Below are 14,991 nucleotides of genomic sequence, written 5' to 3'. Positions count from 1 at the left end.
CACGGACATCGGGGACATCGGGGTCCTGGTGCCGACGGCGCCCGGACCCCCGAATCGGACCGCCCTCACGGGCCCGGTGCGACCGCCACGCCATCGCCCGCCATCAGGACGCCGCAAGGTCGGCCGGCACCCGGCGCCCGACCRCCCGCCGGGTTGCCGGTCCCGCCGCTGACGGCCGCGTGGGCGCGACGGCCTCGACCGCCGGTGCCACGATTGGGGAGATCGGGGACTGTGCCGCGCAGGTGTCGACCGGTCCCGCCACGGCGCGCGGCGCGGTCCCGGGATGGACGGCAAGCCTGCTGCCCCATTCCCGCAACCAGCCGACGACTCGTTCCCCCGCCATCGGACGTGACACAAAGTACCCCTGGACCTCGTCACACTGCCAGGCGGCGAGAGAGGTCCAGGAACGCTGCGTTTCGACCCCCTCGGCGACAATCCGTAACCGCAGCGCATGTGCCAGGGAGACCGTGGACCGCACGATCTCGGCCGCGGCCGGATYGCGGTCGAGGTCACGCAGGAAGGTCCGGTCCAGCTTCACCTCGTCGGCCGGCAGTTCGCGCAGGTACGACAGCGAACAGAAGCCGGTGCCGTAGTCGTCCAGGCTGACCCGCACACCGAACCGGCGCAGCCCCGCCAGGGTTCCCTGCGCCAGCTCCCGCGCCACGATGAGGGAGTCCTCGGTGACCTCGATGACAAGCGCCGAGGGCGGGAGCCGGTGCCGGGCGAGCGCGGCCCGCACCACGCCGACGAAGGCGCGGTCGACGATGACCGACGCGGGGACGTTCACCGACACCGCGAGCGGGGCACCCCGGCCGTGCCAGCGCGCGCAGTCGGCCAAGGCCTGGTCGAGGACCTGCACGGTGAGCTTCGGCATCAACCCGGCACGTTCGATCTCCGCCAGGAAGGCGTCGGGCTGCCGCACGCCGTCGACCGGATGGCGCCAGCGGACGAGGGCCTCCACACCGCTGATCCGACCGCTGCGCAGATCCGCCTTGGGCTGGTAACTCAGTTCGATCTGGCCGGAGTCCAGCGCATGGCGCACCTCGGCCCGCAGCAGCAGGYGGGCACGGTTGATCGGTGGATGGTCGCGGGCGTAGACGGTCTGCCCGTGACGGCCCCCCTTCGCCAGGTACATCGCCTCCTCCGCGTGACGAAAGAGCTCCAGCGCGCCACGGCCGTGCTCGGGGGCATGGGCGATCCCCACGCTCGCCTCGGGCCGCACCGGAGTTCCCGCGAGTGGAACGGGCAGTTCCAGCACCTCCCGCAACCGCCGAGCGACCTGTTCGGCCCGGGCCACATCGGCGCCGCGCAACAGCACGGCGAACGCGTTGCCGTCCACCCGGGCGAGCAGATCCGATCCGGGCAGCGCTCCGCGTAGCCGGCAACCCACCGTGGCAAGCAGGCGGTCCCCATGCTCATGCCCGAGCGCCCCGTTGACATCACGCATCCGATCGAGATCGATGAGCAGCACCGACACGGACGTCGCGCCACGCGCCCGGTGCTCACCACCCGTGAGACAACGGCTGGCGACGTCGAGGAAGTACCGTCGGCCCGGCAGCCCGGTCAGCTCATCCACCACGCCGCGCCGCGGCCACGCACGGCCCACGCCTCCCCGGGGATCCCACGGCTGGATGTCCGGTCCGGCCGAACCGGCCAGACCGTTCGCGTCGGCCGGACCGTTCGGACCCGGCCAGACCGCCGCGGCGAGGATCGCCACCGCGATCGACAACGCCGCGGCCGCGAGCACCACGCACGACAACGCGACCGGCGACGGCGCGGGCCCGCCCCATCCGCCGATGAGACAGAGCAGTCCCAGAAGCAGACCCAGCGCACCCCCCATCAGGGCGGCGACCCCCGAGACCGGCCGGACCAGCATCGACCGGGGCAACACCGACCGGAACAAAACTGACTGGACCATCGTCGCTCCGCCCGCAGCGCATCCATGACCTGGACGAGCACGCGGACCGACATCGCCGGTCCGCGTGCTCCCGGGGACAGCCATCCCCGCCTCGACCTCGTGGCGCAACCATCGGCGGCTACCCGACGGGCGGCCCGCACCGCCGTGCCGGATCGTCGAGCCACGCCGTATCCGATCCCGCCCATTCATCGAATTCCCCCGAAGCCGATCCCGCAATGTCCTTGAGTGAGCTGCGTCCTTGGGTGAGCCGCCGCAGCCGGTCGAGGATGGCCGCCCACGACGTCACCGCCGCCGGCATCACGCGCCTGGTTTATCCCCGCGCTATCCGAGCGTAACGTTCGCCAGTTCGCAGGGTATCCGATGCCCGACTTTCCACCGGCATCGGCTCGGTCCGTGGCCGCCGACACCGTCGTTGGCCAACCGCCGGGTAACACTAATCACCGTGAAGGGCACCGGCGAAATCCAAACCGTTGCCGCCCGGGACCACACCGTGTCCGTTCCGGGAAATCCCCGCCAGGGGCGGAGATCGTACAGTAATCAGCTCCTTGCCCGGCACCTCAGCGGGTTCTCCGGGCATCGGACAGGTGGCGTCGAACCGAGTCGGCGCTACCACCTCAGATTCGGTGACGCGATACGCGTGGTAACGGTCTCGCACCTCGACGGGGAAGGGATCCCCAACCTTCAKCTCATCGAGACGACTAAACGGTTTTCTATATGCGGTCCGATGTCCGGAAACCACGACATTCCCCAGCTCATCGGGCATGGCGGTCCCCGGCATATATCCGGGACCCCGGCGCAGGACGGTGGCGGGGACACCTTTCACAATGGCCGGCGAATGGTTTGGACCGAATCGTGGAGCACACCGAATCGTGGAGCACTCAGTATCGCCGGCCCCTCGCCGGCGCGTGCCGCCGGGAGTCCACCGGACCGGCAGGCCGGATGGGCGCGGGGACCACGCCGGCGGGTCACACCAGCACCCCGAACCTCACTCACCGTTACATGCAGAGGCACTTCTGTTACCCTCGATACTCATTCCGAGCCGTGGAGGCTCGTCGCCCGCCGGACCGGATGCTCTACCCGAGCGACGCAGGGGGTCCGATGAAGACCGTGGCGGTGATTGTCCACTGGGGTCCGCACCGGCCGACCGTGGAGCTTGCGAGATGGCTCGACGGCAGCCCCGTCATCGCCCAGGTGGCGGTGGTCGCGAACGACCGGTCGGACCGACCCGACCACCTGCCGGCCTCGGTCGCCTGGATCCTGCCGCCCCGCGACCTCGGTCTCGGCGGAGGCTTCCRGCTCGCCAGCCACGGCTACCCCGCCGCGCAGGCCTATCTCCTGATAGGCAACCACGTCAGGATCCCGGACCTGGCGCTGCGCGCCTGCCTGGATCTGCTGGCCGGGACGAACATCGGCGTGGTCGCGCCCACACTGGTCGACAACGACGGTCGGCGCTCGGGCCCGGCGCGGCTAAGCCCGGTCCTGGCTGCGCCGAAGGCCCGGCGTCCCCCCGGCGACCGCCCCCTGGAGGCCGACTGGGTCGCAGGCACGATCATGTTCGTCAAGGCGGACTGCCTGCGGCGGATCCCCCTGGACGGCCGTTACTACCTCGGGTTCGAGGATGTCGACTTCTGTTACCGCGTCCGGGACGCCGGATGGAGCGTCGTGGTCAGTCCGCACCGTGCACAGCGCWTCGGGAGCACGACCGTCCCCCGGCATGGCGACGCCTACTACGGGGTGCGCAACCGGCTCTGGTTCGCCCGGGTCCGCGGATGGCGAGCCCGGGCCGCCTTGATCGCTCTGGCGACGGCGGTCGTCGTGCTACCCCGCGCCGTCGCGCTGGACATGCTCCTCGGGCACGGCACCCGGACCTCGGCCCTCGTCCTCCACGGCCTGCTGGACGGTCTCTCGATGYTTCCCCCGCCGGGAGAGGCACGTGACGACGAGCCGCGCGCCGCTCACTGGACAAGCTGGCCGTAGTCGGGCTGGTCACCAGACGGCGCGGACCGTTGCCGCACCACGGCAACGCCGGATGCGCCGGTCCGGCGCGTCACCTGTGGCGCCGCGAGGAACAGCGCCTGCCAGCCGAACATGTTCGGCCACCGGTCCAGAACGCGACGATCCCACCGCCGCACCAGCTCCCCGGGGAGCAGCTCACGGGTGCGCCACCACGGCAGACCACCGGTGGTGGCGGTGGCGACGATGCGCAGTCCGTTGTCCTCCAACAGCCGCCGGGCCGAGTTGACAGTGTAGAACCGCAGGTGGGTAGCGTCCATGAGACCGGTCTCGGTGTACTCAAACCGACCCCGCAGGAACAGTGCGCGCTGCCGGTAGTGCAGCACGTTCGGCAGCGCCACCAGGACCCGGCCGCCGGGTGCCAGCGCCCGCCGGGCCTCTACGAGCAACGGCACCGGATCCGCCAGGTGCTCGAGGATGTGGGAAAGCAGCACGAGCTGGTGACTTCCGTCGGGGACGAAGGGCAGCCCGGCGTTCAGATCAGCGAGTTCGACGTGGTCGCACTCGGCCGTGGCGGCGGCCCGCTCGGACGGATCAATCGTCACCCCCGTCACCCGCCAGCCCCGGGCCCGCAGCAGCCGCGCGTTGTCCCCGGCTCCGCACCCACAATCCAGCGCCTTACCCGCCGGTATGTCGATCAGATCGAGGAGAGGCGGGTTACCACCGTTGCGGTACCGCAGATCGGCTTCCATACACGACCCCTTGTCGCCATCATCGGAGAAGCTACAGGCAGTCAAGAGAACTCGAAACGTTACTATGACACGCTCCGCAGCACAGGACTAGCACCTGGAGAGACATTAAAATCACTCTCCGTGCAGATCTCGCGTCGATCCACCGCCCCGACCGCCTCCCTCACCGATCGACCCGCCCGGGTTCTACTGCTGAGCAGTTCCCGCGGCCTCGGTGGCGGGATCGAGCGTTATCTCTCGACGATCGAGGAGACACTGCGGGCCGGTGGGGCCGATCTCCTGCGGGTCGACATGCTGGAGCCAGGCGTCGAGCTGACCCCGGCGATCAGGGCGCGCTTCACATCGCGCGCGCTCGCCGCGGCGCGCCGCTTCGGCCAGGCCGACAGCGTGGTCGCCGGGCACGCCAACCTCATCCCTGTCGCGGCGGCGGCCCTCCGACTGTCCCGGGCCCGTCTCGGCCCGGTGCTGCTCTACGGCACCGACATCTGGGGCATGCGCCGCACCGACCGCGCGATCCTGCGCGCCGACCCGCTCCTGCGCCCGGTCACGATCAGTTCCTACAGCGCCGGCGCGCTGTCGACGCTGGGTCTGGCCCCCATCCTCCGGCCGGGCATCTCACCGACGTGGCGGGCGACCCTGCTGGCCGAGGCGAACCGCCGCCGGCCGTTGTCCCCCGTACCGACCATGCTGAGCGTGTTCCGGCTCAGTGACTGGGTGGGCAAGGGTGCGGGGGTCCTGCTGGAGGCCGTGGAGTCCGTCCGGGCCACCCTCGGCCCGGTCCGGCTGGTGTTCGCCGGGCAGGGCCCGGCACCCGGGGCCCTGCATGAGCTGGTGTCCGCGCACCCCGACACCGAGCTGCACGAGTCCCCGACCGACGACGCGTTGGCACGCCTCTACGCCACCGCCGACCTGTTCGCGCTGTGCACCCGCACCCGCTCGCGCGGGCCACGGATCAGCGGTGAGGGCTACGGCATCGTGCTGCTCGAGGCGCAGCTCGCCGGGTGCGCGGTGGTCGGACCCGCCTCAGGCGGTAGCCACGACGCCTACCAGGACGGCGTGACCGGGCAGACGCCGATGGACGAGTCGGCGCAGGCGCTGGCGGACGTCCTGCACGGCATGCTCGCCGACCGAGCGCGACTGGCCCGCGTCGGCCGGCGCGCCGCGGAGTGGGCCGAGGCCGCCACTCGGCCCGACGACTACCTCCGCACGGTTTTCACCRCCCTGACCGGACGGCTACCGACCAGYGAGGGCCGGGACATCCCGGTCCAGCCCACGGGCACCGGAACCCGGCGGGGGGCGCCACGGGCCGATGCTCCCACCGGATCGGCGTGACTCCCGGATCCGGATTACGAATATCAAATATCGACCAGAGGTAACCATAACGCTATCGGCGGCCAACAGCCGGAAATGGTTGCCGGTCGCTCCTACTCCAGGTAGTCGCGCAGCTTCTGCGACCGGGAGGGATGCCGAAGCTTGGACAGCGTCTTCGACTCGATCTGGCGGATGCGCTCCCGGGTGACCCCGAACTCGCGCCCGACCTCCTCCAACGTACGCGGGTGCCCGTCAGTGAGCCCGAAGCGCAGCTGGATGACCTTCTTCTCCCGGTCGGACAGGGTGTGCAGGACCGAGTCGAGCTGCTCCTGAAGCAGGATGAAGCTGGCCGCGTCGACCGGGACGACGGCGTCGCAGTCCTCGATGAAGTCGCCAAGGTGGGAGTCCTCCTCCTCACCGATGGGGGTCTCCAGCGACACCGGCTCCTGTGAGACCTTGAGGATCTCACGCACCTTGTCCGGGGTGAGATCCATCTCCTTGGCGATCTCCTCCGGACTCGGCTCCCGGCCGAGGTCCTGCAGGAGCTGCCGCTGGATGCGGATCAGCTTGTTGATGGTCTCGACCATGTGCACCGGGATGCGGATGGTGCGTGCCTGGTCGGCGATGGCCCGCGTGATCGCCTGCCGGATCCACCAGGTGGCGTAGGTCGAGAACTTGTAGCCCTTGGTGTAGTCGAACTTCTCGACCGCCCGGATCAGGCCGAGGTTGCCCTCCTGGATGAGGTCCAGGAACAGCATGCCGCGCCCGACGTACCGCTTGGCGATCGAGACGACGAGACGCAGGTTCGCCTCGACCAGCTTGCGCTTGGCGATCTGCCCGTCGCGTTCGATGGCCTCGAGGTCCCGCCGCATCTGCGGGGAAGTTTTCTTGGTGGCCACCGCCAGCTTCTCGGAGGCGAACAGCCCCGCCTCGATCCGCTTGGCAAGATCAACCTCCTCCTCGGCGGTGAGCAGGGGGACCTTGCCGATCTCCTTGAGGTACATGCGCACCGGGTCGGAGGTCGGCGCCTTGAGGGCGAGCTCCTCCTCCTCGCGGCGACGGCGGGCCAGCAGATCCRCCTCGTCGGGGCTCTCACCTCCCGCCTCGAGTACCTCGATGCCCTCGTCGTTCAGCACCTGCAGCACCGTCTCGGCCTGCTCCGGGGGCAGCTCCGCGGCCTGGATGGCGACCGTGACATCCTCGGTGGTGAGGAACCCGATCTCCTTGCCCCGGGTGATGAGGTCCTTGACCTCGTCCACCTGGGCTTCGCGGGGTAGGACGGTAGGACTCATGGGCGGAATCTCGTCACTTCCTTCTCGGGATCGACCCAGGTTACGCGGCACCTACGCCCCGCTCCCGGAGTTGATGCTTGTGCTGCTCCAAAGCGATCAGCTCGCCGAACGCACGGCGAAGGGCCTCGGCGTCGGTCACCCCGTTGAGCCGCTGCACACGCGACTTCAGGTCCGTGATCCGACGGGTCACATGCAACTCCTGTACCCGCGACATCTGTTCGTCGACATAACGATCATCCACATCGTGGTCGCACAGCACCCTCTCCACTGCAAGGGCAGTGACGAAGCGTCGCAGCTCCTCCTCCGAAGCCGCCGCGGCCAGCTCGGTCACCCAGGTGGTGACCTCACCGGACCTCGCCAGCCCCGCGCACACCCCACCGGCCTCGGCGATGAGGTCACGGACGGCACGGTGCGCGGGAACAGTGAACATCTCCGGACCCAGCGTGTCGAACATCGGGCCCGCCAGCCCGGGATACTGAACGGCCAGCTTGAGCGCCTCACGCTCCACGATGACCGCCGCGTCATCGGCCCCCGCCCCGCGCCGGCGCATCGGCGCGGAACGGGCACCAGCCCGCTCGCCCCCCTGCCTCGACCGGTGCTCGGCCACCCGGCCCACCACGAACCGCTCGTCGAGGAAACCCAGCCAGCGGTCCAGGTTCACCGCGTACCGGTGCCGCAACGCGGCGTCCTTGAGCCGGTTGACCAGCGGCGCGGCGGCGTCCAAGGCTGCGAGCCGGCCCTCGGTGGTGTTGAGGTCGTAGCGGTCGAGCACCCCGCGGATCGCGAACTCGACCAGCGGCACCCGGCTGGCCACCAGATCCCGCACGGCGCCGTCGCCACCGCTCATCCACAGCTCGCAGGGGTCGCGGCCGGAGGGYTCCACCGCCACGAAGGTCTGGGTGGCGAAGCGCTCCTCGTGCTCGAAGGCGCGTAGCGCCGCCTTCTGCCCGGCCGCGTCGCCGTCGAACGTGAAAATCACTTCACCGCGACGCTCGTCGGAGTCCATGAGCAGCCGGCGGACCACCGCGACGTGCTCGGAGCCGAAGGCGGTGCCACAGGTCGCCACGGCCGTGGTGACCCCGGCGAGATGGCAGGCCATGACGTCGGTATAGCCTTCGACCACCACGACCTGGTAGCGGCGGGCGATGTCACGGCGGGCGAGATCGGCGCCGTAGAGCAGGTTCGCCTTCTTGAACAACGGCGTGTCCGGCGTGTTGAGGTACTTCGGCCCGGCGTTCGGGGCGTCGTCCTCGGCGAGGCGCCTCCCACCGAAGCCGACCACCTCACCGGCGAGATCCCTGATCGGCCACATCAGCCGATGATGGAAACGGTCGATCAGACCCCCGCGGGCGCCCTGTTTGGCCAGCCCCCCGAGCACCAGCTCCTCGCCGGTGAAGCGCCGGGCGAGCAGATGCCGAGTGAGGGTGTCCCAGCCGGTCGGGGCGTAGCCGACCTCGAAGCGCGCCGCCGTGGTGAGATCGAATCCCCGCGCAGCGAGGAAGTCCCAGCCGGCGCGCGCGGAGGCCTGCGACTCTAGCTGCTCGGCGTAGAATTCGGCGGCCGCCCGGTGCGTCTCCAGCAGCCGCTGCCGCTGGCTGGACACCGTACGGTCGGTGGTCCCACCGCCCTCGTAGGTCAGCGCCACCCCGGCCCGGCGCGCCAGGCGCTCCGCCGCCTCCCGGAAGGTCAGCCCGTCGATCTCCCGCACGAAGGAGTAGACGTCACCACCCTGCTGGCATCCGAAACAGTGGAACAGGCCGGTTGCCGCATTGACGTAGAAGGAGGGTGACTTCTCGTCATGGAACGGGCACAGCCCGACGAGCTCGTTACGCCCCGCCGGACGCAGTTGTACGTGCTCGGCCACGACGTCCGCAATCGGCGAGCGCTCCCGGACCAGGGCGACGTCGGCGTCACGGATTCGTCCCCCCACCCGCCCCTCCCAAGTCCGCGTCGAGACTCTGCGGGTACCCGAACGAGAGGTAGCTCGCCCGGGGCAGAGTGCCCGTCAATATGTTTGCCACGTCCATTCCCGCCGGATCGATGCTAGGACCACCACCCGCCGGCCTGCCCGGCCTGTCGACGAGTGACGCGGCGCCCCTCACATCGGTCCTACCGCTGCGATGGTACGTGTCGTAAGCACGACAGTACCGATCATGCCACGTGAATGTTGGGGACAGGGGCCGTGACGTGCATGCCGAGCTGCGATGTCGGGCCGCGGACCGCGCGCCGGCTCGCTCCCCCAGCCGAGGGAGCGGGTGTCCCCCCGAACGGGGGAACACCCGAAACACCGTCGGGCCATCGGGCCAGCAGAGGACACCCACCGAACCCACCACGCACGGATCCGGCGGACACGGACCCACCACGTACGGATCCGGCACGCACCGAACCCCTCTCGCACCGGGTCCCCCGCACACCGGACTCGTGGCTCACAGGACCCGCGGCGCCGGTCGTCCACACAGCAACGCATACCGCCGCTCGGCGCTGGCGTCGGTCAGACGCGCCACCTGGTCGATGACGACCCGTAGCCGTGCCGCATCGTCAGCGGCCATGCGGTAGGCCGCGCGCAACGACGGCTCGAGCACGTCCGGCGCGCCCCGGGAGAGCATCGCCACGAGCTCCGCGACCACCTCCCGCTGCCGGGACTGCCGGGCGCGGGCACCCGGCCGCTCCATCACATACCAGGCGGTGACCCCCTTGAGCGCCGCGCACTCGGCCACGGTGTCCGGATCCACCACCAGATCCGCGCCATAGCGCCACAGCGGACCGTCGGGATGGCACGCCCGGGTGGCACGGACCGCGCTGTGCGCGAACCGGGCGATGAGCTCGCTGGTCATCGCCCGCAGAGCGGCCTGGCCCCGGGCCGAGGTGATCTCGGAGCGGACCCACCAGGGCTGGGACCGCAGGGTGCCCAGGGCGGCCGCCACCGCCTCGGCGGACGGCCCCGGGTAGCGGACGGYGGTCGCGGCGGCGAGCTCCGCCCGGCGGCCGGAATCGTCGAGGGCGGCCAGATCGATGTGTCCGGCAACGACCCCGTCCTCGAGGTCGTGCACCGAATAGGCCACGTCGTCCGCCCAGTCCATGATCTGCGTCTCGATACAGCGCCGGGCGGCCGGTGCGCCCTCCCGGACCCAGCGGAGCACGGACAGGTCGTCGGCGTAGGCGCCGAACTTCGTGCTGTCCGCCCGGGGCCCAGGGCGGCGCGGCCACGGGTACTTCGTCGCCGCGTCCAGGGTCGCCCGGGTAAGGTTCAGGCCCGCGCTGCGACCGTCACAGTCGACGATCTTGACTTCGAGCCTGGTCAGCTCGCGCAGACTCTGGGCGTTGCCCTCGAAGCCACCGCAGGCGGCTGCGGCCTCGTCAAGCGCCAGCTCGCCGTTATGCCCGAAAGGGGGATGACCCAGATCATGCGCGAGGCACGCCGCCTCGACCAGGTCGGGGTCCGCTCCCAGTTCCTCGGCGAGCTCCCGGCCCACCTGGGCGGTCTCCAGGGAGTGGGTCAGCCGGGTACGCGGGAAGTCGTCGTCGAGCGGGCCCACGACCTGGGTTTTTCCCGCCAGCCTGCGCAGCGCGCTGGAGTGCAGCACCCGGGCTCGGTCCCGGGCGAAGGGACGACGCTGAGCCGGTGTGGCCTTCGGGCGTTCCACGATCCGACGGGCCGTGTCCGAGGTGTCATACCACTCACTGACCACGAGTTTGAGAGTATCGGCGCGATTCCGCGACCTCCATCGAGCTCAGCGGCGATACTTTGTGCGCACCCTTCCCCGAATCGGCCCGGAGGCCTGCCGTGGACAAGATCATTAGGTATGGGGCGATCGCGTTCCTCATCTTCTTCGTGGTGACCGCGCCCAACAGCGCGGCCAGTATCGTCGGCCGCGCCTTCGACTGGCYGCAGTCCGTCGGTAACGGGGTGTCCCAGTTCGTAACCGATACCGCTCTGTAATGGCTACCCGGCCACTCTTGATGTCTGGGACACTGCCGGCGTGGTGAGACTCCAGCTTCCGGACCTGGCTCAGCGCGACACCAAGTACCTCGCATCCCAGGAACGCCTGGTGATGATGGTGCGGTTGCACTGGGCGGTCCTGCTGCCCATCTTCCTGCAGACCGTCGGGGCCGTACTGCTCGCGCTCGTGGCGAACATCCTGTTCGCCTCGCAGGACGTCGACGCCGGCATCATCACCACGCTGCTGTGGTACTTCGCCCTCTTCATGATCTTGAGGATGCTGTGGAGGGTCGCCGACTGGCAGTTCGARCACCTTATGATCACCGACAAACGGCTCCTGAAGGTGTCCGGGATCTTTTTCCGCAAGGTCCAGACGATGCCACTTTCCAAGATCACGGATCTCACGTACAACCGGGATCCGCTTGGCCGGTTGCTCGGGTACGGCGAGTTCGTCGTGGAGTCCGCCGGCCAGGACCAGGCGCTTTCCAAGATCCAGTTCCTGCCGCGTCCAGACCGGCTCTACCTCACCCTGGTCGACATGACCTTCGGTGGAGCACCCGCCCCAGCCGGAGACGACTGAGGGACGGCCTGGTGGGACCGGGGGGATCTCCCCCGGTCCCACCGGATGTCCCAGCCTCGTGCCTTCTCGACCGCCGGCCGCCGGCCCTGGACGGGTCAGCGCAGCAGGTCGCGGGCGGCCTCGACGATGTGCCTCGCGGAGATGCCGGCCGCGTCCAGGAGCTCCTGAGACGTCCCGGAACCCGGCAGCGACCGCACCGCGAGATGACGGACCGACAGCGGCACGCCGCCGTCGCTGAGCGCTTCCAGCACCGCGCTGGCCAGTCCACCCTCCGGGTAGTGATCCTCGGTGACGACGATGCGCCCGCCGGTGGCCTGGGCGGCGTCGGCGAGCGTCGCCGCGTCGACCGGCTTCACGGAATACAGGTCGATCACGCGGGCCGCGATCCCCTCGGCCACGAGGGTGTCCGCCGCGGCCAGCGACTCGTGCAGGGTGACACCGGCACCGATGAGCGTGACGGTGTCGGCATTCGATCGGCGGAGCACCTTGGAACCACCGGGGGCAAACGGCTCGTCCGGGCCATAGAGCACGGGGTAGGCTCCACGGGTGGTGCGCAGGTAGCTGACCCCGGGCAGATCCGCCATCGCCTCGACGAGCTTCGCGGCGGACGTCGCATCGCTCGGGTAGAGCACCGTCGAGCCGCCGACCGCCCGCATCATGGCGATGTCCTCGAGCGCCATCTGCGACGGCCCGTCGGCGCCGATCTCGACTCCCGCGTGGCTGCCGGACAGCCGGATGTCGGCCTGGGAGATCGCCGCCATCCGGATGAAGTCGTAGGCCCGGGAGAAGAACGCCGCGAACGTGGAGGCGAAGGGCACGTAGCCACGCACCGACAGCCCGACCGCCGCCGCGACGAGCTGCTGCTCGGCGATGAAGATCTCGAAGAAGCGGTCCGGGTAGATCTTGGCGAAGTCCTCGGAGTAGGTCGAGTTGCTGACCTCCGCGTCGAGCGCCACCACGTCGGTGCGGGCTCCGAGCGCGGCGAGCGCCTGGCCGTAGGCGCGCCGAGTCGCCACCTTGGCGCCGAGATCGTAGGTGGGCAGTGTGATGACGGGCCGCTCGACCGGCGCCGGTCGGGGGAGGTCCGCGGGCGGCACCGGACCGCGAACCCGCAGGTCGCGCAGGCCGCCGAGCTCGGCGATGGCGCGGTCGGCCATGTCGGCGGGGAACGGCTTGCCGTGCCAGCCCTCGACGTCCGCGGTCTCGGAGAAGCCCTCGCCCTTGCGGGTGCGGGCGAGGATGACGGTCGGCCGGGTGACGTCCTCGGCGTCGGCGAGCAMCGCGTCGATCGCGGCGATGTCGTGGCCGTCAACGACGACCGCGCGGGCGCCGAAGGACTCCACCCGCCTGGCGTAGGTGTCGAGGTCCCAGCCGAGCTCGGTCGGGCCGCGCTGGCCGAGCCGGTTGACGTCGACGATCGCGATGAGGTTGGAGAGGTTGTAGTAGGAGGCCTTGTCCAGTGCCTCCCAGACCGAGCCCTCCGCCATCTCGCTGTCACCGCAGATCACCCAGACCCGGTAGGGCACCTTGTCCAGGTACTTACCGGCGAGCGCGACGCCCACGCCGTCGGGCAGGCCCTGCCCGAGCGACCCGGTCGCGACGTCGACCCACGGCAGGACAGGCGTCGGGTGGCCCTGAAGCCGCTCACCGAAACGGCGGTAACCATTGATCAACTCGTCGTCACCGACGACCCCGACCGCCTTGAAGATGGAGTAGATCAGCGGGGATGCGTGCCCCTTCGAAAAGATCAGATGATCGTTCGCCGGGTCCGCCGGGTTGTCCCAGTCGTACCGAAGGTGGCGCGCGACGAGAACCGCCAGCACGTCCGCGGCCGACATCGACGAGGTGGGATGCCCGGAACCCGCCGAGGTGCTGCTGCGCACCGAGTCGACCCGCAGTTGCTGCGCGAGTTCCCGAACCGTCTCCAGGTCGGCCGTCCCGACCGTGCTCTCGGATACGGGAGTTGCCACACCAGTCTCCTTACAGTGTCGTTCCACACCCGGAAGGTAATCTCCGGAGGGTTCTCTCGCGCCGCGGGCAGCCGACTCCGCCGCTTTGCCTCACTACCACGTGTCGCACTACCCCCTCACCCGGCGATCCGAACCGTATCAGCGGCGGCCGACGGCAAAGAGGGCCGAAGCGGGCCTTGATATGTCAGAGGCGTCACGGGTTCGTATCCGCTGCTGCCGACGAACGTCGACCCGGTGTCAGACGGCCCGGGTGGTCGCCGAAGGTGGTGATGCCTGGCGGAAGAGCTGGTACCACCGGTAACCGATCCCCTCGCGGATGATGTACCGGACCTGCGTGCCGAAGCCGTGGACGGCCGGCCCCCGGTCGGCCGGGGAGGTGACGGCGTCAACACCGAGGTCACGGGCCATCGTCCGAGAACGCAGGCTGTGCCAGGGATCGGTGACCAGCACGGCGGTGTGCCAGTGCCGCGAGTTCATCAACCCGGCTACGGCGGTCAGCGACCCGAGCGTGTTCGAACCCTCGGGTAGGACGAGCACCCGATCCGGGGGGATACCCCGCTGCCGCAGATAGGTCGCACTGGCCTCGCCCTCGGTGTAACGGTCGCCCGGCTGCTTCCCACCGACTGTGATCACCTGAGGGGCGATTCCCTCCCGGTAGAGCTCCAGCACGTGGTCGAGACGGGCGGCGAGGACCGCCGAGGGACGCCCGTCGTACTGCGAAGCACCGAGCACCACGAGGACGTCGGACCGGGGCCGGTGATCCTCCCTGCCCACCCACCAGACCTGCAGAAACGTCACCACGGCGAGAACCATGATGCCGAGGAGGACAGCCGCCACCGCCCGCATCATCCAACGCCACCATGGCACGCGGTACCAGGTCACGCGAAACGGGTTGACGATGAGACGAGGACGGGACAGGCCCACACGAACGAACAGTAGCGTCCCTATGGGCACACGACCGACATCACAGGGCAACTGCCCCCTTCATCCGCCCAGCCCCGATCGGGATCCCGGCCCGGAAAGGGCAGGAAACGGGCCAGGCGGAAACTCACCCGACCGTCGACCGGCCGAGAACCGCGGCACGCCCGGCCTCCAGCCGGGCCACCGGCACCCGGAACGGCGAACAGGAGACGTAGTCGAGCCCGAGTTCGGCGAAGAAGTGCACGGAATCGGGATCGCCGCCGTGCTCGCCACAGACGCCGAGGCCGAGATCGGGCCGAGCGCCCCGCCCAGCCCGGACCGCCGTCCTCATCAGGGCGCCCACCCCGTCGCGGTCCA

Annotated in this window: 13 protein-coding genes; 4 read left to right on the top strand and 9 right to left on the bottom strand. The window is 69.9% G+C overall.

Translation table 11 applies throughout. The features are described from left to right. Positions 1 to 103: 103 nt before the first annotated feature. Complete coding sequence (locus KBI5_RS05810) at positions 104 to 1,918, bottom strand: bifunctional diguanylate cyclase/phosphodiesterase (RefSeq protein WP_085014509.1); 1,815 nt, start codon at positions 1,916 to 1,918, stop codon at positions 104 to 106. A gap of 433 nt (positions 1,919 to 2,351) precedes the next feature. Further along, entirely contained in the window at positions 2,352 to 2,741 is a 390-nt protein-coding gene (locus KBI5_RS05805; protein WP_277870084.1) for a class E sortase, read from the bottom strand. A gap of 275 nt (positions 2,742 to 3,016) precedes the next feature. Between KBI5_RS05805 and KBI5_RS05800 the strand changes: the two genes are divergently transcribed. Beyond that, the gene (locus KBI5_RS05800) at positions 3,017 to 3,895 is read left to right on the top strand and encodes a glycosyl transferase (protein ID WP_085014514.1); all 879 of its coding nucleotides are present in this window, start codon (positions 3,017 to 3,019) and stop codon (positions 3,893 to 3,895) included. Here the strand turns inward: KBI5_RS05800 and KBI5_RS05795 are convergent. Beyond that, positions 3,874 to 4,623: a class I SAM-dependent methyltransferase gene (locus KBI5_RS05795; RefSeq protein WP_011435729.1), complete on the bottom strand. Its 750-nt coding sequence runs from the start codon at positions 4,621 to 4,623 to the stop codon at positions 3,874 to 3,876. The two genes, KBI5_RS05800 and KBI5_RS05795, sit on opposite strands and share 22 nt — an antisense overlap. A gap of 120 nt (positions 4,624 to 4,743) precedes the next feature. Between KBI5_RS05795 and KBI5_RS05790 the strand changes: the two genes are divergently transcribed. Further along, positions 4,744 to 5,952 carry a glycosyltransferase family 4 protein gene (locus tag KBI5_RS05790; RefSeq protein ID WP_085014507.1) on the top strand — a complete coding sequence of 403 codons (1,209 nt, stop codon included), beginning with the start codon at positions 4,744 to 4,746 and terminating at the stop codon, positions 5,950 to 5,952. A 92-nt stretch (positions 5,953 to 6,044) separates the two neighbouring features. Here the strand turns inward: KBI5_RS05790 and KBI5_RS05785 are convergent, their stop codons facing one another. From KBI5_RS05785 to KBI5_RS05775, 3 genes are all read right to left on the bottom strand, one after another. Beyond that, positions 6,045 to 7,223: an RNA polymerase sigma factor gene (locus tag KBI5_RS05785; RefSeq protein WP_085014506.1), complete on the bottom strand. Its 1,179-nt coding sequence runs from the start codon at positions 7,221 to 7,223 to the stop codon at positions 6,045 to 6,047. Between the two features lie 40 nt (positions 7,224 to 7,263). After that, a complete protein-coding gene (dnaG, locus tag KBI5_RS05780; protein ID WP_011435726.1) occupies positions 7,264 to 9,153 on the bottom strand; it encodes a DNA primase in 1,890 nt (629 codons plus the stop codon). Positions 9,154 to 9,649: 496 nt separating this feature from the next. After that, the gene (locus KBI5_RS05775) at positions 9,650 to 10,912 is read right to left on the bottom strand and encodes a deoxyguanosinetriphosphate triphosphohydrolase (RefSeq protein ID WP_085014505.1); all 1,263 of its coding nucleotides are present in this window, start codon (positions 10,910 to 10,912) and stop codon (positions 9,650 to 9,652) included. Between the two features lie 95 nt (positions 10,913 to 11,007). On the opposite strand from KBI5_RS05775, the gene KBI5_RS26875 reads away from it, so the two are divergent. Then, positions 11,008 to 11,163, top strand: coding sequence for a hypothetical protein (locus KBI5_RS26875; RefSeq protein ID WP_198537528.1), 156 nt, complete (start codon positions 11,008 to 11,010; stop codon positions 11,161 to 11,163). A 40-nt stretch (positions 11,164 to 11,203) separates the two neighbouring features. Then, entirely contained in the window at positions 11,204 to 11,743 is a 540-nt protein-coding gene (locus KBI5_RS05770) for a PH domain-containing protein (RefSeq protein WP_011435723.1), read from the top strand. A gap of 95 nt (positions 11,744 to 11,838) precedes the next feature. On the opposite strand, the gene KBI5_RS05765 is transcribed toward KBI5_RS05770, so the two are convergent. The 3 genes from KBI5_RS05765 to KBI5_RS05755 form a co-directional block, all read right to left on the bottom strand. Then, complete coding sequence (locus KBI5_RS05765; protein ID WP_085014504.1) at positions 11,839 to 13,713, bottom strand: transketolase; 1,875 nt, start codon at positions 13,711 to 13,713, stop codon at positions 11,839 to 11,841. Between the two features lie 237 nt (positions 13,714 to 13,950). Further along, a complete protein-coding gene (locus tag KBI5_RS05760; protein WP_035730080.1) occupies positions 13,951 to 14,637 on the bottom strand; it encodes a YdcF family protein in 687 nt (228 codons plus the stop codon). Between the two features lie 124 nt (positions 14,638 to 14,761). Further along, a partial coding sequence (locus KBI5_RS05755) for a putative PEP-binding protein (protein ID WP_133056962.1) occupies positions 14,762 to 14,991 on the bottom strand: 230 nt, incomplete at its 5' end.

The organism is Frankia sp. KB5 (genome assembly GCF_002099325.1).
GTDB classification, from domain to species: Bacteria; Actinomycetota; Actinomycetes; order Frankiales; family Frankiaceae; genus Frankia; species Frankia casuarinae.
Note: the sequence above shows the minus strand (reverse complement) of the source record. Positions and strands in the feature narration are given on the sequence as shown.

Coding starts and splice junctions, on each gene's coding strand:
- KBI5_RS05795 (WP_011435729.1), bottom strand. CDS start 4,623: ATGGAAGCCGATCTGCGGTACCGCAACGGTGGTAACCCGCCTCTCCTC.